General features: G+C 44.7%; 16 protein-coding genes. 10 read left to right on the forward strand and 6 right to left on the reverse strand.

Annotated features, from left to right (window positions below):
• Positions 1–89: 89 nt before the first annotated feature.
• The 4 genes from AC438_RS00305 to AC438_RS00320 all read left to right on the forward strand — a co-directional run bounded on the left by AC438_RS00305 (position 90) and on the right by AC438_RS00320 (position 6314).
• Positions 90–1022 carry a M23 family metallopeptidase gene (locus AC438_RS00305; protein ID WP_053979437.1) on the forward strand — a complete coding sequence of 311 codons (933 nt, stop codon included), beginning with the start codon at positions 90–92 and terminating at the stop codon, positions 1020–1022.
• Between the two features lie 151 nt (positions 1023–1173).
• The gene (gene secA, locus AC438_RS00310) at positions 1174–4041 is read left to right on the forward strand and encodes a preprotein translocase subunit SecA (RefSeq protein WP_053979438.1); all 2868 of its coding nucleotides are present in this window, start codon (positions 1174–1176) and stop codon (positions 4039–4041) included.
• 24 nt (positions 4042–4065) lie between these two features.
• Positions 4066–5304 carry a bifunctional glutamate N-acetyltransferase/amino-acid acetyltransferase ArgJ gene (argJ, locus tag AC438_RS00315; RefSeq protein ID WP_053979278.1) on the forward strand — a complete coding sequence of 413 codons (1239 nt, stop codon included), beginning with the start codon at positions 4066–4068 and terminating at the stop codon, positions 5302–5304.
• Positions 5305–5315: 11 nt separating this feature from the next.
• The gene (locus AC438_RS00320) at positions 5316–6314 is read left to right on the forward strand and encodes a Nudix family hydrolase (RefSeq protein ID WP_162230663.1); all 999 of its coding nucleotides are present in this window, start codon (positions 5316–5318) and stop codon (positions 6312–6314) included.
• Between the two features lie 57 nt (positions 6315–6371).
• Here AC438_RS00320 and AC438_RS00325 read toward each other — a convergent pair whose 3' ends face one another.
• Positions 6372–7334 (reverse strand): CAP domain-containing protein, encoded by a 963-nt coding sequence (locus tag AC438_RS00325; protein WP_082353803.1) that lies wholly within the window; start codon positions 7332–7334, stop codon positions 6372–6374.
• Positions 7335–7739: 405 nt separating this feature from the next.
• Here AC438_RS00325 and AC438_RS00330 point away from each other — a divergent pair, with 405 nt between their 5' ends.
• The gene (locus tag AC438_RS00330; protein ID WP_053979281.1) at positions 7740–8234 is read left to right on the forward strand and encodes a hypothetical protein; all 495 of its coding nucleotides are present in this window, start codon (positions 7740–7742) and stop codon (positions 8232–8234) included.
• A 429-nt stretch (positions 8235–8663) separates the two neighbouring features.
• Here the strand turns inward: AC438_RS00330 and AC438_RS00335 are convergent, their stop codons facing one another.
• The gene (locus AC438_RS00335) at positions 8664–9389 is read right to left on the reverse strand and encodes a YebC/PmpR family DNA-binding transcriptional regulator (RefSeq protein WP_053979282.1); all 726 of its coding nucleotides are present in this window, start codon (positions 9387–9389) and stop codon (positions 8664–8666) included.
• A gap of 373 nt (positions 9390–9762) precedes the next feature.
• Here AC438_RS00335 and AC438_RS00340 point away from each other — a divergent pair, with 373 nt between their 5' ends.
• The gene (locus tag AC438_RS00340) at positions 9763–10209 is read left to right on the forward strand and encodes a GNAT family N-acetyltransferase (RefSeq protein ID WP_053979283.1); all 447 of its coding nucleotides are present in this window, start codon (positions 9763–9765) and stop codon (positions 10207–10209) included.
• A gap of 96 nt (positions 10210–10305) precedes the next feature.
• On the opposite strand, the gene AC438_RS00345 is transcribed toward AC438_RS00340, so the two are convergent.
• Positions 10306–11391: an alpha/beta hydrolase family protein gene (locus tag AC438_RS00345; protein WP_156312561.1), complete on the reverse strand. Its 1086-nt coding sequence runs from the start codon at positions 11389–11391 to the stop codon at positions 10306–10308.
• Positions 11392–12735: 1344 nt separating this feature from the next.
• Between AC438_RS00345 and AC438_RS00350 the strand changes: the two genes are divergently transcribed.
• Entirely contained in the window at positions 12736–13734 is a 999-nt protein-coding gene (locus AC438_RS00350) for an alpha/beta hydrolase (protein ID WP_053979284.1), read from the forward strand.
• A 142-nt stretch (positions 13735–13876) separates the two neighbouring features.
• On the opposite strand, the gene AC438_RS00355 is transcribed toward AC438_RS00350, so the two are convergent.
• From AC438_RS00355 to rpiA, 3 genes are all read right to left on the reverse strand, one after another.
• Positions 13877–14326 (reverse strand): acyl-CoA thioesterase, encoded by a 450-nt coding sequence (locus tag AC438_RS00355; protein ID WP_053979440.1) that lies wholly within the window; start codon positions 14324–14326, stop codon positions 13877–13879.
• 94 nt (positions 14327–14420) lie between these two features.
• Positions 14421–15653: a phosphoglycerate dehydrogenase gene (gene serA, locus AC438_RS00360; RefSeq protein WP_053979441.1), complete on the reverse strand. Its 1233-nt coding sequence runs from the start codon at positions 15651–15653 to the stop codon at positions 14421–14423.
• 336 nt (positions 15654–15989) lie between these two features.
• Positions 15990–16670 carry a ribose-5-phosphate isomerase RpiA gene (gene rpiA / locus AC438_RS00365; protein ID WP_053979285.1) on the reverse strand — a complete coding sequence of 227 codons (681 nt, stop codon included), beginning with the start codon at positions 16668–16670 and terminating at the stop codon, positions 15990–15992.
• Positions 16671–16866: 196 nt separating this feature from the next.
• On the opposite strand from rpiA, the gene AC438_RS00370 reads away from it, so the two are divergent.
• The 3 genes from AC438_RS00370 to AC438_RS00380 are packed head-to-tail and all read left to right on the forward strand — an operon-like array spanning position 16867 to position 22915.
• Positions 16867–17328: a response regulator gene (locus AC438_RS00370; protein ID WP_053979286.1), complete on the forward strand. Its 462-nt coding sequence runs from the start codon at positions 16867–16869 to the stop codon at positions 17326–17328.
• The gene (locus AC438_RS00375; protein WP_053979287.1) at positions 17325–19046 is read left to right on the forward strand and encodes a two-component system response regulator; all 1722 of its coding nucleotides are present in this window, start codon (positions 17325–17327) and stop codon (positions 19044–19046) included. The genes AC438_RS00370 and AC438_RS00375 overlap by 4 nt, the downstream gene beginning before the upstream one ends.
• A 41-nt stretch (positions 19047–19087) precedes the next feature.
• The gene (locus tag AC438_RS00380; RefSeq protein WP_053979288.1) at positions 19088–22915 is read left to right on the forward strand and encodes a PAS domain S-box protein; all 3828 of its coding nucleotides are present in this window, start codon (positions 19088–19090) and stop codon (positions 22913–22915) included.
• Positions 22916–22923 lie beyond the last annotated feature (8 nt).

Here is a 22923-nt window from a genome sequence, read left to right on the forward strand (position 1 = left end):
TTGCTTTTTGTTCGCTCAGTTTGTTTTATACGTTAACAATAAAGCCAGCTGTTACAAAAAATTCTATTAAATACTACAAAAGTCTATTTGTGAAACTCATTTTAATTAGCAAGCGCCACGGCGGTACAAAAACAATTACCTTAGGCTTTTGGTCTAAGACGATCTTGCTTGCTTGCTTGTTAGCCCTGCCGATTGCTGCTGTTACTTTAATGGCTTTACAGTGGAGTGTAAAAAGTAGTCATAGCATCCTGACTGCTGAAGTCTCTAAAACGTGGCAGCAAACACTCTCTGCTCAGCAAGAAGAAGTCGAAAAAACACGTCAGCAAGCGCAAAATAAACTTGCTGCTTTAACCTTGCGTGTGGCTGAGCTCCAAGCGCGCTTAGTACGCTTAGATGCTTTGGGCGAGCGCATGATGATGACCGCAAAAATCGAGCCTGGTGAGTTTGATTTTACGCAGCCTCCTGCGCTCGGTGGCCCATCACAGGAGTTAGAAAATCATAATTTTGAAGTGTCCACCTTCATGGATATGATTGATGATTTAGCCTTTAAAATTGACGACAGGCAACATCAGCTGCAAACTTTAGAGGCGCTGATGGCTAACCAAAAAGTGCAAGAATCCATTTTTGTTGCGGGCCGCCCGATCACTAAAGGCTACTTATCTTCGCATTATGGCCGTCGTACCGACCCTTTCAGTGGTAAAATTGCGTGGCATGGTGGTGTTGATTTTGCTGGGAAAGACGGCAGTGATATTGTTGCTGTGGCTGCTGGTGTCGTCACGTGGTCTGCTGAGCGCTATGGCTATGGCAACCTTGTAGAAATAAATCACGGCAATGGTTTTAAAACCCGCTATGCTCATTGCAAGGAAAACCTTGTAAAAGCAGGCGATGTTGTAAAAAAAGGGCAGCTTATTGCCTTAATGGGATCCAGTGGTCGCTCTACAGGTCCCCATGTTCATTTTGAAGTCTATAAGCACGGTCGCGCTGTCGACCCCGCCTCTTATATCCGCCGCGCAAGCCGCTGATCCCTCTGCCGAGTCCAACGATGCGCTATTGCGTTTTTGTTTTCTTGCTCCATATACAATGCGTCATTTAGGCCTTTAAAAACCTTGATGTACCTCATAAAAACCCAAAGCCTTGCCAGCTGATGGCGGCTTACACAATAAAGTTACTGCTATGACTCTGAATATTTTCAAACTGCTATTTGGCTCTAAAAATGACCGCGAGCTTAAGCGTATGCGCAAGCTCGTTAAAAAAATTAATGCGCTGGAAGAGCAGACTAAAGCGTTAAGTGATGAAGAGTTAAAGGGCAAAACTCAAGAGTTTCGCTCGCGTCACCAAGGCGGTGAAACCTTAGACGCCTTATTGCCCGAAGCTTTTGCGGTGTGTCGTGAGGCGAGTCATCGCGTGATGGGCATGCGCCATTATGATGTACAGCTTATTGGCGGTATCACCTTGCATGAAGGGCGTATTGCCGAAATGCGCACCGGTGAAGGGAAAACGCTTATGGCGACACTGGGCGTGTACTTAAATGCTATTCCTGGTACCGGCGCACACTTGGTGACAGTGAATGATTACTTGGCTAGGCGCGATGCTGAATGGATGCGCCCGCTCTATGAAGCACTAGGTTTAACTGTGGGTGTGATTGCCTCTATGCAGCCGCAAGAAGAAAAGCGCGATGCTTACAATGCTGATATCACTTACGGTACCAATAATGAATTTGGCTTTGATTATCTGCGTGACAATATGGTGCTGCGCAAAGAAGATCGCATGCAGCGGCCGTTGAATTTTGCGGTTGTTGATGAAGTGGATTCGATTTTGATTGATGAGGCACGTACACCTCTGATTATCTCGGGTGCGGCCGAAGATAGCTCAGAGCTGTACCGTGTTATGAACGTACTGACACCGACCTTAAAGCCTGTCGCTGACTCACAAGGTGAGCGTAATGAAAAAATTCAATATTCAAAGGTTCTGCTAGAAGGGCAGAAAAAACCTTGTGGTCTTCACGAGGCGCTAGAGCAAGCGGGCAATCAGAATAAAGATCTTGTGGTCGTTGATGCATCGGCTAAGCCGCCAGTGTGTCGCTTGGCTGAAAAAGGGCATTACATAATCGATGAAAAAGGCCGCCAAATAGAATTGACCGAAGAAGGTCATGAGCTTGTTGAAAAGTGGTTAGTCAATAATAAGCTGATGGGCGAAAACGACAGCCTATACTCGGCAAGCAACTTAAATCTATTACATCATGTACACACATCGCTAAAAGCGCATAAGCTATATAGCAACGATGTTGAGTATATGGTGCAAGATGATCAAATTATTTTAATTGATGAGCATACCGGCCGTACTATGCCCGGTCGCCGCTTATCAGAAGGCTTGCATCAAGCCATCGAAGCCAAAGAAGGCGTGACCATTCAAAATGAAAGTCAAACACTCGCCTCTACGACCTTCCAAAATTATTTCCGTTTATACAATAAGTTATCGGGTATGACCGGTACTGCCGATACAGAATCGGTAGAGTTTCGTCAAATTTACGATCTTGATGTTGTGGTGATTCCCACCAATAAGCCTATTGCAAGGCAAGATTTCAACGACCTTATTTACCTGTCGGTCAGTGAAAAGTACGATGCCATTGTTAAACAGGTTAAAGAACTGCAAGATAAAAAGGTGCCTATTTTAGTGGGGACTGCTTCTGTTGAAAGCTCTGAGGAAATCTCGCAACGCTTTAAAAAAGCCGGTATCAAGCATGAGGTGCTCAATGCCAAACAGCATGCTCGCGAAGCCGATATTATTGCCCAGGCGGGTCGGCCAGGCGCTATTACAGTGGCGACCAACATGGCTGGCCGTGGCACCGATATTAAATTGGGCGGCAGCTGGGAAGCCGATGTCGAAAAAATCGACAATCCGACTGCCGAGCAAATAGAAAAATTAAAAGCCGAATGGAAAGTGCGCAATGAGCAGGTAAAAGCCAGTGGTGGTTTGCATATTATTGGTACTGAGCGACATGAGTCGCGCCGTATTGACAATCAGTTACGTGGACGTGCAGGTCGCCAAGGTGATCCAGGCATGTCACGCTTTTATTTATCGCTTGATGATAATTTGATGCGTATTTTTGCTTCTGACCGCGTGCGCAATATGATGAGCTCGCTCGGTATGGAAAAGGGTGAAGCCATCGAAGCAAAAATGGTCACACGCGCTATTGAAAAAGCTCAGCGTAAAGTCGAAGGGCGCAACTTTGATTTCCGTAAGCAGTTACTAGAATACGATGATGTGGCCAATGATCAGCGCCAAGTGATTTATACGCAGCGCAATGATCTATTGGAAATGGACAGCATTGAAGATGCGATTGCAGGTATTCGTGAAGAGGTGATTGATGAAATTATCTCTAACCATATTCCACCGCAATCAATTGTTGAGCAATGGGATGTGCCTGCATTAGAGGAGGTGTTAAAAGCCGACTTTGGCGTTGATTTGGCTATTGGGCAGTGGTTAAGCGAAGATAAAAAGCTTTATGAAGAGCCTTTGCGCAAAAAAATCATCGCAGCAATGGATGACTACTATCAGCAAAAGTGTGCACGCTTAGAGGGCGTTATGCGCGGCCTCGAAAAACAATTGATGCTGCATGTGCTCGATAATTTATGGAAAGAGCACTTGCAAAGCATGGACCAATTACGTCAAGGTATTGGTTTACGCGCGTATGCGCAAAAAAACCCCAAACAAGAATATAAGCGCGAAGCCTTTGAGTTGTTTAATGACATGCTGGTCACTCTTAAGCATGATGTTACGCGGGTGCTCTTTAAGGTTGAGCCTATGACTGAAGAGCAAATGCACTTGATGGAAGCGCAGCGTCGAATGGATGCTGAGCAAGCAATGCGTAATCAACAATTGCAGCATGATGATGCCTCGGCATTGAATGCACCGCAAGAGCCTGCACCACAAGCGCCTGCACAAACGCCTATGCGCGCCGGCCCTAAATTAGGGCGTAATGATGCGTGCCCTTGTGGCTCGGGTAAAAAATATAAAGCTTGCCATGGCAAGTTGGCGTAGTAACCGTTACGAAAGGGGTAGACTATGGCGGTTGGTGAACAAGTTTGGCCTCGGATGCACCCTATCGCAGGCTTAACACTGGGAACGGCAGCAGCAGGGGTCAAACACCCTAATCGCGCAGACATTGTTGTAATGGCTGCTGCTGAAGGCTCGACGGTTTCAGGTGTATTTACACAAAATGCTTTTTGTGCAGCACCAGTGACGGTGGGTCGTCAGCATATTGATCGTGGCGACGTACGTTACTTGCTTATTAATTCGGGCAATGCGAATGCTTGCACCGGTGAGCGAGGTCTCGCCGATGCCGAGCGCTGTTGCGATGCTTTGGCTAAACTCGCGCATGACGAACTGGGTACCGCCATTGTGCCTCGCCAAGTTGTCCCGTTTTCTACGGGCGTGATTGGCGAGTATTTACCGGTTGACAAAATCATAGCTGCCTTGCCGCAGGCGCTACAAACACTATCGCTCGATGGTTGGTCTGCCGCTGGCCGAGCGATTATGACAACCGATACTCGACCAAAAGGCGCCAGCGTACAGTTTGAGCACGATGGTGAGGTAATATCGGTCACAGGTATTGCCAAAGGTGCAGGTATGATTAGGCCTAACATGGCCACTATGCTCGCCTATATTGCCACTGATGCCGTGGTGGCCCAGCCGCTATTAGATAGCATACTAAAAAGGGCGGCCGATCAATCGTTTAATCGCATTAGTATTGATGGTGATACATCCACGAATGATGCATGTATTTTAATAGCGACAGGTCAAGCTGGCTTTCCTATGTTAAGTGCTCCGGTTGGCGAGCTATATAATAAGCTACTAGCTGCTGTGTGCGATGTGCATCGGCAATTGGCGTTAGCCATTGTGCGCGATGGAGAGGGCGCAACTAAATGTATTGGTGTACGTGTTGAGCAAGGTAGTACTAAAGATGAGTGTTTAAAGGTGGCCTATGCTATTGCGCATTCGCCTTTGGTTAAAACCGCCTTATTTGCCTCAGACCCTAATTGGGGGCGCATAGTGTGTGCTATTGGGTATGCCGGTGTGCCCAGTCTTGATACGAGTCAAGTGAATGTTTATTTAGATGATGTCTGTATTGTGAGCGCAGGTGAACGAGCAGCTAGTTATACCGAGGCACAAGGGCAAGCGGTTGTTGACCATGCCGAATTCACTGTGCGTGTTGAGCTGGGTCGTGGCCATAGTTGTGAGCAGATATGGACCTCCGATTTATCGCATGATTATGTTACGATTAATGCGGAGTACCGCAGTTAATGACGGCGAAAGTGAGTAGACAGAGAACCATTCAGGTGGTCCATGTGGCGGTAGGCGCTATTGTTAAAGACGGTCAAGTATTACTGGCAAAACGCGCATTACATCAACACCAAGGCGGCCTGTGGGAATTCCCTGGTGGTAAAGTTGAGACCGGTGAAACATTGGTTCAGGCACTCGCACGTGAGCTTCTAGAAGAGCTGGATATCCAAGTGCTTAGCACTGAGGCGCTTATTCAAATACAGCACGATTATGGCGATAAGCAGGTATTACTGGATGTTTTGCGGGTAACTGACTTCAAAGGTGAACCCAAAGGCCAAGAAGGGCAGCCGCTTGAGTGGGTACCTTTATCGCAACTCACTGAATACGCTTTTCCGGCTGCCAATACACCTATTGTGAATGCGCTCACATTGCCTCGGGTTATGGCAATCACCCCTTCTACAGGGAGCAAAGAGCATGTTTTTCAGTTTTGTGTGAACGCTTTAGATCGTGGTGCCGGTGGCATTCAATTGCGTTCACCTCAATTGCCTTTTGACGATATCACTTGGGTGTATCAGCAGTTGCGGTCGTTGCCCATGGCATCAAAGCCCGTGCCGCAGGCTTGCCCAGTCTGGGTCAACTCGACACACTTAGTGAATGCGAAGAATCAATGGATGCACGAGCGTTGCCAAATCTTTACAGCGATTCATGTATGCTCGAGGCACTTTGCTTTAGTGCCTGTTTTGCTTGATAAGTCGAATATTGATCGACACAAAGAGTACACCTTTACGGCCTCTTGTCATAATGCCGAGCAGCTTATTCAAGCCGCACAATTTGCTCGTGCGGCTTATTTATCTCCTGTTAAGACTACAACCTCTCACCCTAAAAGCGCATCGCTGGGCTGGCCGACATTTGGCCGCTTAATCGCTAAAGCTCATCTACCTGTTTATGCGTTAGGTGGGCTTAAACTCACCGATTACGATACAGCGATTGCGCACTACGCACAGGGTATTGCGGGTATTTCCTGTTTTTAATAGTGAGCATCTTTTCGCTGTATTTTTGTGATTCTACTTTCTTGTTTGCCTGAACTGCTATTGCGGCGAGGCAAATTTTTGTGTCCAGTAGTGGTTGTACGTTGTATTGTTGTTGAGTGTATAGCCTAGGCCAAACTCTTGATGGCTTGCTGACATCAAGTTGCGACAGTGACCTGGGCTATCGAGCCAGCCCTGCATAACAGAGGTTACATTGCGCTGCCCTGCGGCAATATTCTCACCCCAGCCACGGTAGTTGTAACCAACGCGCGTTAGCCGGTCGCCGGTATCACTGCCGTCACTACCACTGTGGTCAAAAAAGTTATTATTCGCCATGTCATCCGAATGTATTTGAGCCGCTTGTTCAACTAAGCAGTTCCAGCGTAAAGGTGTGGTTGCCGGCTTTGCGTCATTGCCGCAGACTCGGCTTTGACTCCTAGCATTGTTAACGCTGTCAAGCATTGCAATATCACGCTCATCCATACATGTATCAATAACCGCCTGCGGAGTCGCGCCAACATTGGCTGTTGTTGTAAATTGCCAGCTCAACTCGCTACCGGTTAAGCCATCTTGTGACATGACCTCTTGATCAACACGCACGGTGAATTGTGTGTTAGGTGATAACGGGGTTGAGGGGGTAAAGGTAAAGCGTTTGCCGTCATGCTCTAAGGTACCAGAAACTGTGCCTTGAGTAGAGCTAAGTGTAATGAGCTCATCATTAAAGCTTTGCGCCATAATTTCTTTATTAAAAGCGACTGTAATGGTACTAACGAGGGCCATATTAATAGCGCCAGCAGAAGGGTGGTGAGCGTTAATGACTAATTGATGACTATTAGTAGCCTCATTGCCTGCATTCTCGCTAAGGCTTGAGTTTGATTGACTTGAGGTCTGCGCACTGCTTGTGGAGATATTACTGTTTACATTTGCATCGCGACTGGGTTCCTCTTGACTTGATTCGCTATTACATCCAGCCAGCGCAATGCAGCTGGTTAAAATTCCCCATTTCATCAAACAATAGTTCATAACTTATTAACTCGTAAAGGTGATTAACCGCGGTCATTCAATTCGGTTAGTATTCATATTAATTTACCTTTTTTCACACCTTTATGTAGTGTTCTTGTGGGGGGGAAGCTTGTCTACTTTGTCACAATTTAGGAAGATTATGGTGAGGTGTTGGTTTTTAGGGAGCTTTTCGCCCTTTCACTCAAGAGTAAGGGGCTTTTGTGTGTGCTTACCATGCCTTGTGGCTGGCTAAAATGACCTCAAAAACTAAGCAGTGATAAAAACTTGCAAAAGCAAATGATAATCATTACTATTTATGGGTGGTAATCAAACCCGCTAAGCGTTATAACTCATGCACTGTGTACTTCTGTGCTTTAAGCGTTTGGTCTTGATGTTCAATGACTGACAGTTAAATAGGATGGCACTATGAAACCTCATATGAAATCTCAATATTTTTGTGCTTACCATGCGAAGCAAGTGTGTGGTAGTGAAACTCAGGCGTTCAGTCAGTGGGCTGAGGTGATGCGCCGTGGTACCAAAGCATATGTGCAATGCCGCCTTGAGGCGGCGACTCTGTTTTTGAATTCGGCGCTGGATATTGCCCAGCTACGCAGCGAATGCAATTCCAATAATGTCTTTAGTGTCATGCATTTGTGCAAGCCTGTAGAGTTTTTAATCCAGGTGGCTATTGCGGAAGGTCATTTTCAAAAAGCAACAGCCTTGCTAAATCGTTTAGCGATACTTGATGTAGCATCGTTAAATACAGGTGCATGCGAATTGAATACATTTTTGGGTGAGCAATACGCAGCAATTGAAATGGCCGAAAAAGACAGTATGACGACTGCTGGGGTTGAGCACTCTAAGCGAGAAGCTGTAACGCCTTTAATGATGGGCGGTGCAGGTGCAGTTTTGCTGCACTGAGGGGCAAGGAGGAAGTCCATTATTCAATATGCTTGTTTTCTGGTAACTATTCAGCCAAGCTGAAAAAATTCACCTGATGGGGTACTGATGGATTATTTTCTGGGCATTTAAGCGCGGGGCCTTGCAGGGAAAGTAAGGGTTAGACAGTGCAGGAGCAAACTGTCGAGAGTGCTTATATAGCGTCCTTCTAATTGAGCAAGCTATTATGACCCTACCTATTGCATCGGCCTTGAGATAAGAGGCTTGGTTAATACCTGCTGTTGATACAGCATTGAAGTCGGTTAAAGGTTTTACGGCATTGGTGTCAGCTTAAGTATCGCTTGCTAGCATGCTGGCACCTTACTGTGGAGGGGCTATCCCCCTCCAAAAGAGTTCCGGCGAGTCTACTGGTGTATTAAGCGTGTAGGCTCGGCGAAGTACTGACGTTGTTTATTCGTCGGGTAACTCAGCGTTGTGATATACCTCTTGTACGTCATCACAATCATTAAGTAGCTCTAAAAATTTATCGAACACCTCAACATCTTCGGCCTTTAATTCGGTATGCAATTGCGGGATAAAAGTGATTTCTTCCACGTCAAATATAATGTCACCAAAGGCTTCGGTAATGGCTGTTTTTGCTTTAAAAAAGTCATTTTGTGGTGTTAATACGGTAATGCTACCTTCTTCGCTGCGAATATCCGATACATCCACGTCTTGCTCCATAAGGATTTCTAAGACGGCGTCTTCGTCATCGTGCTTAAAGGTTAATACGGCGCGGTGGTCAAACATGTGAGCCACTGAGCCTTGTGCGCCTAATTTTGCCTTGGCTTTGTTAAAGCAGGTACGTACATCGCCAAAGGTGCGATTATTGTTATCGGTTAAGCAGTCGACGATTACCATGCAATTACTTGGGCCAAAACCTTCAAAGCGCACAGTCACAAAATCTTCACCGCCGCCGCCTTTGGCCTTGTCTATGGCTTTATCAATAACATGGCTTGGCACTTGCTCTTTTTTAGCTTTTTCAATTAAGCGGCGCAAGCTTAAGTTTGCGCTGGGGTCAAAGCCACCGTTTTTAGCGCATACATAAATTTCTTTGCCGTACTTAGAGTAAAGCTTTGTTTTCATTGCGCCGGTTTTGGCCATCGAGGCTTTGCGATTTTCGTAGGTTCTTCCCATGGGTCTTCTCTTAGTCTGACGGTTGCAAAGTATTGTGCATATCAGCCCTATTATGCCGTGTTGAGGCGGTCGTGATAACCCTTATTGGCTCTCAAGGCTATAATAGTCTACTAAAATGTGAGAGTAAGCGATCAATCCTGTTATGTACAGCTACTGACTGAGTGCTGTCTGGGTGATAGATACCTCAGCACCTCAGAAGGGCTATGCTCTGGCTAAGTCCTCATTTGGCCGTGCTGAAGTGCGCTTTTAGCTTCAGAGGTTATTCCCAGTATGGGTGGCTGGTGCAATCTTGGTGTCTATACCGCTTATTTTATTGGCAGTGATAGGTTTTTTCGTCTGCTCTAAACATCTGTTGTATTTAAGGTAAGTATACATGCAATTACAGTTCAAGTGGTCGCGCTTAGAGGTGCTGAGCGCTTTAGAGGCATTCGAAATCATAAAGGCTCGTGAGGCCGTGTTTGTTGTTGAGCAGCAATGCGCGTATCAAGAGGCCGATGAGATGGATCTTGCATCATGGCATTTAATGGTGACATTAAATCATACATTAGTTGCTTATGCGCGTGTGGTGGATCCAGGTATTAAATATAAGCAGCCATCTATAGGCCGCGTTATGACAGTAAAAAAATTTAGAAAGTTAGCAATAGGTCGCTCGTTAATGCTTGAAGCCATTCGTTTCACGGAGCAGACATTTTCTGGGCAGGGTATTAAAATTGGTGCTCAAGTGTATTTAAAGAATTTTTATGCTTCGCTCGGGTTTGAGGCTGTGAGTGAGCAGTACGATGAGGATGGTATTGCACACATCGATATGCTTAAAAGCTAACGCCTATCATCACAAATCCAATAAAAAAACCGCAGGATAAAATACAGGGCTTTTTTATTGGATTGCTATCCTTTTAGTATGTTGCGTGACGCCTGTTTATTTGTTTTTGTAAATGAATTGGTCGTCACCTGGTGTTCTTGTCCATACACCTTCACGTTGCACAAGTTTTTGTGTGCTCTGCATAAGCTCTTTTATTCTGCTGGTACTAGTGCTCGCTGTTGCTCCATCATCTCGAGTTCCTTTGATGGTGGGTGAGGCAAACGAGAAAGACCAAAAATAATACCATCGTGCAGCAGTGTGTTTTTTGTCGATTTCCCATGGAGCAAAATACCAAGGCTTCACTTCAGTGAAAGCAATAATATCAATGAGTGCATTGTTGGCATCGCCAGCTAATAAGCTACTTGTAACAACGCTGGTGCGATACGCTTCAATAGCAATATCGTTATTGATTAAGCGCTTGGCTATATTGCGTGACTCTTCGCCTACCCAGGCATTACCGAGATAGGCTTTTCCGCCATTAGAATAAAAGTAGTCTAGCAGTGCAACGCGTTGGGGGAGTAGTTGAGCGCGAAGGTTATTCGTTTGCACGCCGGTCAGTAATGCGTCAGACAGCGTCAGCGCTAGTTGACTACCCAAAGAGTGTCCTGCAATGCGTAACTCAGGGCCTTGAAAGTCGGCGAGGTTAGCGATTAAATTTTTATACAGTAATTGGGTGACATTATCGCCCCCCGTGACATTACTATAACTTCCGTTGAGTCGCTTCCAGCGCATGGCTTTTGGGCCTTCTGCCGTCCAAATTTTGGCTTCGGCATCTTTGACTTCGCTTTCGTCTGAAAATTGATTCCAATATAAGATGCCTACATTGTAACCCGCATTAATCCAGCCCTCAGCGACATTTTCCTCGGGGCCGCCGCGTGAACTTACGTCAAAAGATTCGCGAATTTTTTTGACCGAACTATCTATGAGCCAGCCATGAATATAAATGATTGTCTTTTTGTTTTTATTGTAATAAGGATTAGCATTACCCGGTATGGCTTTTTGGTAATTATCGCCCGAGCCAAACCAGTAAAGCCCGTAATCTAAATTAGAAAAAGTGCTATTAGGCCATGATGCGGCGGACGCGCTAACACTTAAAAAACTAATAACGAATAGTGTTATGTAAGTTGTGAGTATTTTTTTCATGTATTTATCCTGCTTTATTTATTTTATATTGGGATAGATTATTTTTTATTGCGCTATCATTTTTTAATGATTAACAACGCAATAAAATAATATGCTATTGATGATCTGTGTGACACTAATAAGTCAGGTTATACTCGATCCGATCACACAAAAACAAATAAGCTACATTTATCTGGAACTAAGATAAAAAAATAGGTCGCGCCATAATTGAGAAAATAAATACCTAGCGTGCATCCAAGATGTATACATTATTTTTATTATTATCAAATGCTAATAGTAAGTATTTAAAAATGTATTGATAGCTATCTTTTAATGTATTTTTAGGAGTCTTATAAAATAGCAATTTATTATAAGCGCATGGGTAAGGTATAACATTTTTATAAAATTCATAGATTTTTTTGTTATTTTAAAGTTAATTTTATTTATTTTTAGTTATATTTTTTAGTTCTATGATGGATGAATTAATATGATGCCTGACAGGTGTGATACAAAAGTGCTATGTCGTGGGGCTAGCGGCATAGAGCGTAAGTATTGGTGATGGCACGGTATAATAGATGGGGTGTGCAGTGCATACGTTGCATGCATGTATTTTTATAATAATCAGTTTTTACACTGATCATTAATACAAGATTCTGTGAGGTTTGAGCGCGAGGTGGGTACGCAAATAGTGGTGTATTATCGTATTGATGGATGCGTTAATGATGGATGTGTTAATAACGGTATTTCACCGAGGTGACTTTGCAAAGCGATATGTTATCATGTTAATCTTTTGGGCTGTGGTTTACGTATTTGTGGTGCGCTTGGCCTACGAGGTGTGTAATTGTGCCATTCAATCAACCCACTTCGCTTGTCTATAGACTCTTATCGCTTACTCTCTGCATTCTCCCGCAGCCTTAGCGTTCCCTTGCTGTGGCATGCTGTTTAACTTGCGGTCTGTGAGTGCCGTTAAGGTATGTTGAGCCTTTTTGTCTCATTGAATTACCTTGGCGGTGCGGCGGTAAGTGTTTGATAATACAAATACAAAATCTTCGAGCTTTTGTGCTACGCTAGAAATGCTTGTTAGCTATTATGGCCTGAGTTATTGTTAGATTATTTCTGGTACTTTTGTGGGGTTTAGCACTTGGGTGAGTTGTGGTGTGTTATTTGATTTGAGTCCTTGAGTGGCTTTAGCATTATTGTGATTCATCTTTACAGCTAACTGCCTTATCCAAACAGTGAAGTCACGCGTGAGGTGTGATTATTGTGTTATTACATGACGCCTGCCTAAAAATCGTCTCTTCGCACTAGGAAAAGAAGCATAAGAGTATTACCCTAGCCCGTTATTTCATTGTTGTGTTCTATTTCATGTTTGATCGTCATAGTCTCTTAAGATTACAAAAAACGTTTAGTGCATTTTCATTAGATCGTATGTGTCGCACTACAAATACTGACTTGCCTGCGCTGTACAGTTATTTGGAGTACTACGGCTTTTTATATACCTTAAAAGGGTTGGCTGTTGAATATTATTGTGGCTATCGTATACCCGAAGGTAAAGCGGGACGCTTAGGGCGTATTGCAACACACTATTGGCGCCTAAATGAGGCCAAGGCCACGGTTTTTGTTGTTCACGGTTTATTTGATCATGTTGGTTTGTATCAGCCCGCTGTACGCTATTTGTTGGATCAAGGCTACTCGGTAGTAGCAATAGACTTACCCGGCCATGGTCTCAGTGACGGCGAGGCAACAGTAATTGATAGTTTTGATAGTTATGCCGCGGTGCTGGCTGATTGTGTACGGTATTTTAAGCCGCGTATGCAAGGGCCCGCGTATGGCTTGGGGCAGAGTACTGGCGGTGCTGTCATATTGAATCACTGCTTTTTGGCGGCGCGGCGCGGTAGGCAGCCCTATGAGGGGCTAATTTTGTTGGCGCCACTGGTGCGGCCTGCGCGCTGGCACTGGGTCAATGTTGCCTATACGTTATTTTCACCACTGACTAACACCATCACTCGGTCTTTTGTGGTTAACTCGCATGATGAGGCGTTTAATCATTTTTTGGCAACTGATGATATTTTGCAGACCAAGCATCTTTCTGTGCGCTGGGTGGCGGCTATGCGTAAGTGGGCCAATAATTTTGAGCAGCAAAAGCCACTAAATGTCCCGACTTTATTGGTGCAAGGTGATGGCGATCGTGTAGTTGATTGGCATTATAACGTACGGGCTATTAAGGCCAAGGTGCACAATATGGAGTACGTCGAGATCAAGAATGCCAAGCATCACTTGGTGAATGAATCGGCGGAATTTCGTCAGCCGTTGGTTGATGCTGTTGGACGATTTTTAGCTAACCAAAGCAAGCGCCAAACGTAATTTAGATTAATTCGCTAGCTCTTCATGTGTAGATTGATGCTTGGCGCAGCCGCTGTAATCCCATGCACCCAAATTTATATCTTAAACTAGGTTTTTAGGTTCTAGTTTCAGGTTCTAGCTCTCAGGTTCTGGCTCTCAGGTTCTAACCCTTAGTTGGCTGTGCGGGCGTCTTAGTGGCGGCGGGGTCGTAGTGTAGTTTGTCGATAATGTGCTGAGCCTTTAGTGGCTTACCCTCGGGGCTAATTGCCGCCCAAGTGAATAGGCTATTGAGAATTAACGTCGTGTTGCCCGCCCCGTTATCGCTATAAATGCTTTGACTAAAAATGCCGCGTAAGGCGCTTTTGGGCGTGTGGTTAACGCCAACCCAAAAGCAATCTCCGCTTCTGAGTGAGGCTTTATAGTCTAGTTCGGCGCGTATGACAACGAGGTTAACACCTTGACGCGCAAGCTCAGCAAAGTGTATTCCTTTACTGAGTAAAAATTCATGCCGTGCATGTTCGAGATAATTTTGGTAAACGCTATTGTTGACAATACCTTGTAAATCGCATTCATAGTCGCGTACTTTAAAGTGTTGTTTAAAAAGGTACTCCATATATTGGCCTTGGTCTATGTGTTTTAGGCGTAAAAAAAGAGGCGCCAAAGCCTCTTTTGTGTTGAGTGCAGTCAATATCTCGCTCGATATGTAATTAAAACAATACGCGGCAGCGGATAGTACCTGGAATATTGCGCAATTGCTCTAGCACTTCTTCTTTATAGTTAGCAACGTCAACCACAACATAGCCTACCTTTTCATTGGTTTGAAGGTACTGACCGCTAATATTAATATTATTGCTGCTAAAAACTTGGTTGATGGCAACCAGTATACCCGGCTCGTTACTATGGACATGCAATAAGCGGTGTGCGTTGGTTTGTGTTGGCAGAGCCACCTCGGGGAAGTTAACTGAGCTGGTGGTGGTGCCGTTATCGGAGTATTTGACCAATTTACTGGCAACTTCTAAGCCTATATTTTCTTGTGCCTCGGCGGTTGAGCCGCCGATATGTGGGGTCAAAATGCAGTGGTCAAAAGCACGCAATGGGCTGATAAACTCGTCGTCATTACCTTTAGGTTCTACGGGGAATACATCGATAGCTGCGCCAGCTAAGTGGCCGCTCTCTAATGCGCCCGCGAGTGCATCAATATCAACAACAGTACCACGAGCGGCATTAATAAAAATGGCACCCTTTTTCATTTGAGCAAATTGCTTTGCGCCCATCATATCTTTGGTGTCGGCAATCTCGGGAACATGTAAGCTCACAATATCGGCTTCGGCAAGCAATGTTTTAAGGTTGGCGACCTGATTGGCATTACCCATTGGGAGCTTGTTAACGACATCGCAAAAAATAACGCGCATACCCAGGGCCTCGGCTAATACGCTAACTTGTGAGCCAATGGATCCGTAACCCACTAAGCCAAGTGTTTTACCGCGTATTTCATAAGAACCCGCTGCAGATTTTAACCATTCACCGCGATGACAGCCGGCGTTTTTAGTAGGAATACCACGCAATAATAAAATAGCTTCGGCAATGACAAGCTCGGCAACACTGCGGGTATTGGAGTAGGGTGCGTTAAAAACTGCCACGCCATACTCTTGTGCCGCTTGTAGATCGACTTGGTTGGTGCCAATACAAAAGCAGCCTACAGCAATGAGTTTTTCGGCTTTTTCAAAGACGGCGCGTGTGAGTTGTGTTCGCGAGCGCAAGCCAACAAAATGCGCATCCTTGACACGTTCGATGAGCTCGTTATCGGTTAATGCTGTTTTGAGATAATCAATATTGGTGTAGCCAGCGTCGTGTAAAGTATCAACGGCTGATTGATGAACACCCTCTAACAATACAAATTTGATTTTGCTCTTGTCGAGAGAGGTTTTTTCCGCGCACATATGGTTACCTACATCTATTGTCAATTGAAAAAGCGGTGAGGCAGGTAAGCTGCGACGCACCGAACAAATCGCACCAGCAATAGGGTGCATCTAAAAATAGGTCACAATTCTAGCATAAGCATTGGTGTTATGAGTATATGAAGATTCGCGCGCTATGGGTAAGGCCGAGCGAAGGCGCGAGGCAAAAGTACATGATCCAATAATAACGTGTTTTCTACTTCCTAAGCGGTGCTGCTCAAAGCATTACGTACCCAGCATGCGCCTCTTCGAGCACCTTGCCGATAAAACAGAACTCTACACCAATGAGGCAAATTATTATTGCCTCGGCCCTAAGCATTAGGTGTTTTTGGCGTATAGGGTCTTAACGCCTGCGGGAGTCCCTAAAAGTAATATATTAGCCGGTCGCGCTGCAAATAAGCCATTAGTAATAACGCCAGCGATTTGATTGATTTGCGCCTCGAGAGCTTTGGCTTCGGTAATGGAAAGACCGTGGACATCTAAAATAACGGCGTTATTGTCAGTGATGACACCTTGGCGATAGACCACGGTGGCGCCGAGCTTTTCGAGCTCGCGGGTGACGTATGCGCGCGCCATGGGAATGACTTCGACAGGTAGTGGAAAGTGTCCTAAAGTCGTTACCATTTTGCTCTCATCAGCAATACAAATAAACTCATCGGCGGTGGCGGCGACTATTTTTTCACGTGTGAGTGCTGCGCCCCCCCCTTTGATCATCTCAAGGGCGGCATTGCATTCATCGGCACCATCGACATATAGGCTGAGGCCTTCGACCTCATTAAGGTCGAGTACTTTAATCCCAAGTGAGGCTAAGCGCTGTGCGCTCGCCTCAGAGCTGGCAACTGTAGCGGCAAAGTGCTGCTTATAAGCGGCAAGCCCATCGATAAAAAAATTAGCCGTAGAGCCTGTGCCAATACCTAGAATACTCGTAGGCGTAAGCTTAGGTGCGATATAGTCTAAGGCGGCTTGGGCGACGGTTTGTTTTAATTCATCTTGGGTCATGCGAGTACCTTCTGGGTGAGCTTTCTTGGGAGCTGTGGGTGCTGGGTTAGCGGCTATTATTGTAACGCAAAGCTTAGCTAAATAGTGGCTTTAGCTGAGTGTGTGTTGCAGCTTTTAAGTCATCAACTATGCTCAATTAAGGTGCCACATTTTTATTGATGGGTTTTCTAGGCAGGACTGGTTGAGGGTTACATGAGTGGTAAGCGCAGATAAACAAGTCAGCTATCAAATGCCAGTGATTTGTGTCGTGGATGATAGCGATGATGATGTACTGGCGCTTAAGCGCTCGTTACGTCGCCTCGAGATAAACAACCCATTAATTCATTTTGCGCAGGCTGAAAAAGCCTTAGCGTACTTAACCGATGAAAAATCTAAGCAGTCAATGATAGGCTTATTGCTTTTGGATATTAATTTACCAGGAAAAGATGGCATAAGCCTACTGCAGAGTCTTCGCCAGAGCCTCCAGTATGTACCGGCCGTTATGCTGACCACCTCAGATGCCCCGCGTGATATTCAGCGTAGCTATCAGGCGGGCGCGAACGCCTTTGTAACAAAGCCGCTGAATTCGGCAGGGTTTATGCAGGCTATTGATCATATTATTGCCTTTTGGCTGCAAACCGCGCGTTTACCCTTGTCGTGCTTTGAGGCTATTGAATGAGCAATACACTCGAGCAAGAGCGTCCTATTTTAATCATCGATGATAATCCCGATGACCGTAAAGCTTATAAACGCTACCTTAAAAAGTACAAGCATGAGTTTCCGTTAGTGCTCGAGCGTAACGATGGCTTAAATATCCAAGCGATCATAGAGCAGTTCAACCCATGTTGTTGCATTTTAGATTATCAGTTACCGGGCGAGAACGGTCTACAAGTGTTGAAGAATATTCGGCATGACTACGCTGCCGAACGACTGCCTGTTATTGTGTTGACTGGCGAAGGTGATCAAGACACCGCCATTGAGATGCTACAAAACGGCGCGCAAGATTATTTGGTAAAAAGTGATGTGGATGCGACAAGGCTGTACGGTGCCATTCGTAGTGCATTACAAACGGCAAACTTACAAAAGCAATTAACGCACCTCGCGCACTATGATGCTTTAACGGGTTTGTTAAACCGTAGTCTGTTGATCAATCGTTTAGGTCAAGCTATTCATCGATGTAACCGTTACAATCAAAAATGTGCCATTTTGCATATTGATATTAATAAATTCAAACCGCTGAATGATCGTTATGGTCAAAAGCATGGCGATGCAGTATTAAAAGAAGTAGCTGCCCGTATCCGTAAAAATTGTCGCGCCACAGATAGCCCCGCGCGTTTAGGTGCCGATGAATTTGCTATTTTACTTGAGCAGCTAGAAACGGATATGTGCAATAGCATTGCACAAAAATTAATAGAGGCGATTGAGCAGCCTATTTTGGTAGAGGGTAAAAATCAAACCATAAAAATATCTATCGGGATATCTATTTTTCCCAATACTGCCAGTAGTGGTGACGATTTATTAAAACAAGCCGATGAAGCATTACAGCGAGCCAAGCGTAGTGATGGCCTGAGTTTTGTTAGTTTTTCTGAGAAATACAAGCGCGAATGGACGCGCCAGCAGGTATTAGAGCGCGATTTACCTAAGGCTATTGCCAACGGTGATTTGGCGCTAGTCTTTCAACCTATTGTGAGCGCACAGGGTTACGATTTAAGGCGATTAGAGGTATTGAGTCGCTGGCCAAGAAAAGATTACGAGGTGTATGCCTTAGAGCTTATTGAAATGATCGACCGATTAGGTTTGGCCGATCCTTTTCATGATTGGTTATTTTTTGAGGCTTTTAGTCAAGCCAAAAAACTGGCCGATGGCAATATTGGCGCTGATTTATGTTTGAATATTCCTGCTAATTATTGTTATAGCAAATCGATTACGCGCTCGGTAGAAGACTCTATCGCTCAGCATCAAGTCGACCCTACACGGGTTGAATTAGAGATTACAGAGTCAACACTTATGCTCTACCCAGAGCGCAGTGTAGCGTTACTTAATCGTTTGCATGATAAGGGCTTACGCATAGCGGTAGATGACTTTGGCACAGGGTATAGCTCAATGGCGTATCTAACAAAGTTACCCTTAGATACTCTAAAAATCGATAAGCACTTCTTTTTAGATAATGCACGTGACTCACGCAATAAAAAAGTGATTAGCGCGGTAACGGCATTAGGGCATAGTTTAGGGCTCGATATTATTGCTGAAGGTGTAGAGACAGAAGCCGAATTATCGCTGGCTTCAAACGTAGGCTGTGACCTATTGCAAGGGTTTTATTTTGGTAAACCCTCGTCGGTACAAGATGGCTGGCCTGCATTTTTTAAACGTTATCCGCTGATTAATCCCAAGCCTTAGTCTATTCTTGGCGGTGCTTAAGACGGTGTTGGGTTTAAGTCATGAATCAATTCACGGTACGTGCTATCGCTATTTTTACATCGTTGAGTCGGTATCTTGCTGAGCGTGTACTGATATCTAAAGTGGCAGAGCTTTTACTTGCGAGTCTTCTTTATTATTGTTGTGTCTCACTGAGTATTGATTTTGCCCCATCGGCGAGTTATCAAAGTGTATTTTGGCCGGCTTCTGGAGTCGCTGTATCACTGTTATTATTACGAGGTAATATTCATACGCTATCTATCATGCTCGGTGGCCTATTTGCTTATGCTTTCAGCCAACGCTTAAGTTTTAATAGCTTAGTCAATGACCCCTATACACCGGTATTATTATCTGTTTTTTTAGCGCATGTGTTGTTAATTAGCAGTTTGGTATTTGTACCAGCATTACAGGCTTATTTAGCCGCTAAGTGGGTGCGTTTATTTTGCGTTGATAGTTTGTGGGTTTTTACTCGGGGCACGCAGTTATGGCGCTTAATTATTATGGCGGGAGTGTTTCCTGCTGTGATATGTGTGGCGTGCTTGTTACCAGCGCTATGGTTGTATGATGCTGATGATGCGCCACTACCTGTGTTTGATGTGGTTGTCAGTTTGTTTTGGGGTAATGTGTGTGGTGTGGCGATTATAGTGCCGTGCGTTTTGCTAGTGACAATGCCTAACCCTCGAGTAGACTTTGGCCGTAAATTAAAAATTGCTGTGCCTATGCTGGGCTTATTTCTTTTATCGGCCATGTGTTATAGCGTGCTGTATCATCAACTGAAGGTGCATATATCTTTTGAGCAAAAAACATTATTGACTCAAAGTGCCGATAAGCTTCGCGATCGCATAAATACTGTCTATCAGCAAATACAAACATTGCGCTTCTTTTTGATGAACGAGCAAAAACACGTTGATAGCCTTTACACCACTACCGCCAAAAAAGCCTTTTTATCTCAGCAAGCGCTGAATGATGACCTTCCTTATTTTGCAACGGCGTTACTCACAGCTCAATATGACGATAAAAAAATTACGAATTATTATATTTCTCATACTTACCCCGTCAAAGCCTTTGAGTCGATTAAGCGAATCCCTTTAGCCCATGACAAGCGTATGCTATACACATTGCAAGCTGCTGCCGAGCGGCCACGCCGGTACGCGTTGATTGCTATAAATAGTACACTTAATACCGATCAAATAATGCAAACTACGGGTTCACCTATTGTACTTTTAGCTCATCAATTATTTGCCGATAATCGCTCAAGATTGCTGGCCGCTGTTATTGATATGGCGAGTTTATCGTATGAGGTTGGCCTGCAATATACTAGTCGCTATCATGCCTTTCACATTGATGATATAGACTCGGGGCAAAAGTTGTTTGGCTCGGGCGGTATAGAGCGCCTAGCAGCATTGCCTTATACCATTGCGTTTGAGCAAGATCTACACGTCGGTGATCGCAAATGGCGCTTGAGGGCAGTATACGATCCATTATGGTTCGATTACCAACTACAAAGCGCATTACTGCCGATTACAATATTATCTTTAATATTAATAACGTTATTTTCAGTATTTATTTTAAGTGCGCTAGTCAGTGCCGAATCTCTAGAGCAAGCAGTGACAGAGCATTCAAAAGCACTCGAACAAGAGCGGATATTTTTAGATACTGTTTTCGAAAATATTCCGCTGTTTGTATTTGTTAAAGATGTCGTCACCAGAAAATATTTACGCGTTAATCACCATGTGGAGCGAGTGCTAGGTATGCACCCAAGCGCCTATGAAGGTAAAACAGCGCATGATTTTTTTTCGCCACTTGATGCGCAGCGCCGTACCGCAGAAGAGGATCAGTTAATCGCGCATGGTGGTGTACTGGAGGTGGGCGAAGAGTTAGTCGATAGTGCGATTGGCCAGCGCTGGTTATATACGCGTAAAAGTTTAATTTTAGATGATCAGGGCAAGGCGCGTTATATCTTGGGTGTTGCTGAAGATATGACCGAGCGGCGTAAGCAAGCGCAAACACTCAACGGTGTTATCGAAGCTATGCCGCTGTCACTGTTGGTGGTCGATAGTGACGGCGTGATTATATACTCCAATCAAATGTCCCAGCGCATGATGGCTTTGGCGATTGGTCACACCTGTCTGAAAGAGGTATTACCTGATTGCGATTTAGATTTAGTTACGCAACTATTAAAGGGGGAATCGGCAAAAAATACCCAGCCATTACCAATTATTTTAATGGCTAATATGTTGGGGTTAGATGCACGTTATTTACCTGTTGAGGTGACTTTTTCGCCGGTCATGTGGGCGGGCGCCATACGTACATTGGTGTTAATAGCCGATATTTCTGAGCGGATTAAAAGTCAAAAATCACTCAGAGATAGCGAAAATCAACTCCGTTTATTGATGGCTAATTTAGGTGAGGGCGTGTGCGGCATTGATACACGTGGTTGTGTGACATATATGAATTTAGCTGCATGCACCATTTTAGGGTATAGCGAAGCGGCGTTGTTACACAAAAATTTTTATAGTACGGTGTTCACGGACGATGGCAATAACGATGATCCTATTTTTAAAGCTTGTTCATTAGGGCAGAGCACACGTGTAGGCGATGCATATTTTACACACCAAAGCGGTACTTGCTTACCAGTGGAGTACGTGTGTACCCCGTTGTTAGCTGACCAGAATAAAAATATAGGTGCTGTGATTGTATTTAATAACTTGCAAGAGCGCTTTGAGCAAAAACAGCGCCTTAATCAGCGTAATGAATTAATTGCTTTGGGTTTAGATGCCTCGGGATTGGGTAGCTGGGAATGGCGCCGATCAGATAATTTAATTCGCTGGAGTGCGAATATTTATAAAATTTTAGATATGCAAGAGGGCAGTTTTTCGGGCGAGGTGGCGGGCTTATCAGAGTACATCCACCCACTCGATTTGGCCGAGGTGCGCTTAGTTGACGAGCTGGCCAAGCAAACGCTAGAGGTAACGGAGTTTTGCTGTCGTATGCTCACCGCGTTTGGTCGCGTTATTTGGGTGACGGGCAAGTACCGGTATTTTTTAGATGATGCAGAGCGCATTGTTCGCGCCCGAGGTGTTCTATGGGATTCAACCGATGAAACATTGCTACAACAAGATAATCAAGAAAAGACAGAAGCATTAAAGCGCTCGAATAAAGAGCTCGATGATTTTGCCCACATTGCCAGCCACGATTTAAAAGAGCCGCTGCGTGGAATTTCAAATTACGCTACATTTTTACAAGAAGACTATGCTGACTTATTAGATGTTGATGGGCGTCATATGTTGCACAGTATTACCCGTTTAACGCACCATATGGAGTGCTTAATAAGTGATTTATTGAGCTTTTCACGATTAGGCAAAGCCGAGCTGGCCATGGGCAGCGTCGATATTGATACGCTGTTGGTAGATGTTTTAGAGTCATTATTACCTCGCATTGAAGAGCTTAATGTATATGTTAGCCTAGAGACCCCTTTAGCCGCTCTTTATTGTGATAGAGTTAGAATGACAGAAGTTTTTAGAAACTTGATAACGAATGCCATGAAATACAATGATAATACAGAAAAGCATATCGTCATCACTTGCCAGCAAGCACACAATGAAATTATTTATGGCATTAAAGACAACGGCATTGGTATTGCCCAAGCGTATCAAGCGCAAATTTTTGATATGTTTAAGCGCTTGCATGGGCGCCGAGAATACGGCGGCGGTAGCGGGATTGGATTAAGTATTGTCCAAAAAATTATTACTCAGCATGGTGGCCGCTTATGGTTAGAGTCTGAGGTACTGCAAGGGGCTCATTTCTATTTTGCCTTGCCTACTGCGCCACCTATATGCCCGTATAGTTAGGTGGCGTG

This window comes from Marinagarivorans algicola (assembly GCF_001292705.1).
In the GTDB taxonomy this organism is placed as follows: domain Bacteria; phylum Pseudomonadota; class Gammaproteobacteria; order Pseudomonadales; family Cellvibrionaceae; genus Marinagarivorans; species Marinagarivorans algicola.

Coding starts and splice junctions, on each gene's coding strand:
- secA (WP_053979438.1), top strand. CDS start 1,174: ATGACTCTGAATATTTTCAAACTGCTATTTGGCTCTAAAAATGACCGC.
- AC438_RS00345 (WP_156312561.1), bottom strand. CDS start 11,391: ATGAAAAAAATACTCACAACTTACATAACACTATTCGTTATTAGTTTT.
- AC438_RS00330 (WP_053979281.1), top strand. CDS start 7,740: ATGAAACCTCATATGAAATCTCAATATTTTTGTGCTTACCATGCGAAG.
- rpiA (WP_053979285.1), bottom strand. CDS start 16,670: ATGACCCAAGATGAATTAAAACAAACCGTCGCCCAAGCCGCCTTAGAC.
- argJ (WP_053979278.1), top strand. CDS start 4,066: ATGGCGGTTGGTGAACAAGTTTGGCCTCGGATGCACCCTATCGCAGGC.
- AC438_RS00350 (WP_053979284.1), top strand. CDS start 12,736: ATGTTTGATCGTCATAGTCTCTTAAGATTACAAAAAACGTTTAGTGCA.
- AC438_RS00325 (WP_082353803.1), bottom strand. CDS start 7,334: ATGAACTATTGTTTGATGAAATGGGGAATTTTAACCAGCTGCATTGCG.
- AC438_RS00340 (WP_053979283.1), top strand. CDS start 9,763: ATGCAATTACAGTTCAAGTGGTCGCGCTTAGAGGTGCTGAGCGCTTTA.
- AC438_RS00380 (WP_053979288.1), top strand. CDS start 19,088: ATGAATCAATTCACGGTACGTGCTATCGCTATTTTTACATCGTTGAGT.
- AC438_RS00355 (WP_053979440.1), bottom strand. CDS start 14,326: ATGGAGTACCTTTTTAAACAACACTTTAAAGTACGCGACTATGAATGC.
- AC438_RS00335 (WP_053979282.1), bottom strand. CDS start 9,389: ATGGGAAGAACCTACGAAAATCGCAAAGCCTCGATGGCCAAAACCGGC.
- serA (WP_053979441.1), bottom strand. CDS start 15,653: ATGTGCGCGGAAAAAACCTCTCTCGACAAGAGCAAAATCAAATTTGTA.
- AC438_RS00375 (WP_053979287.1), top strand. CDS start 17,325: ATGAGCAATACACTCGAGCAAGAGCGTCCTATTTTAATCATCGATGAT.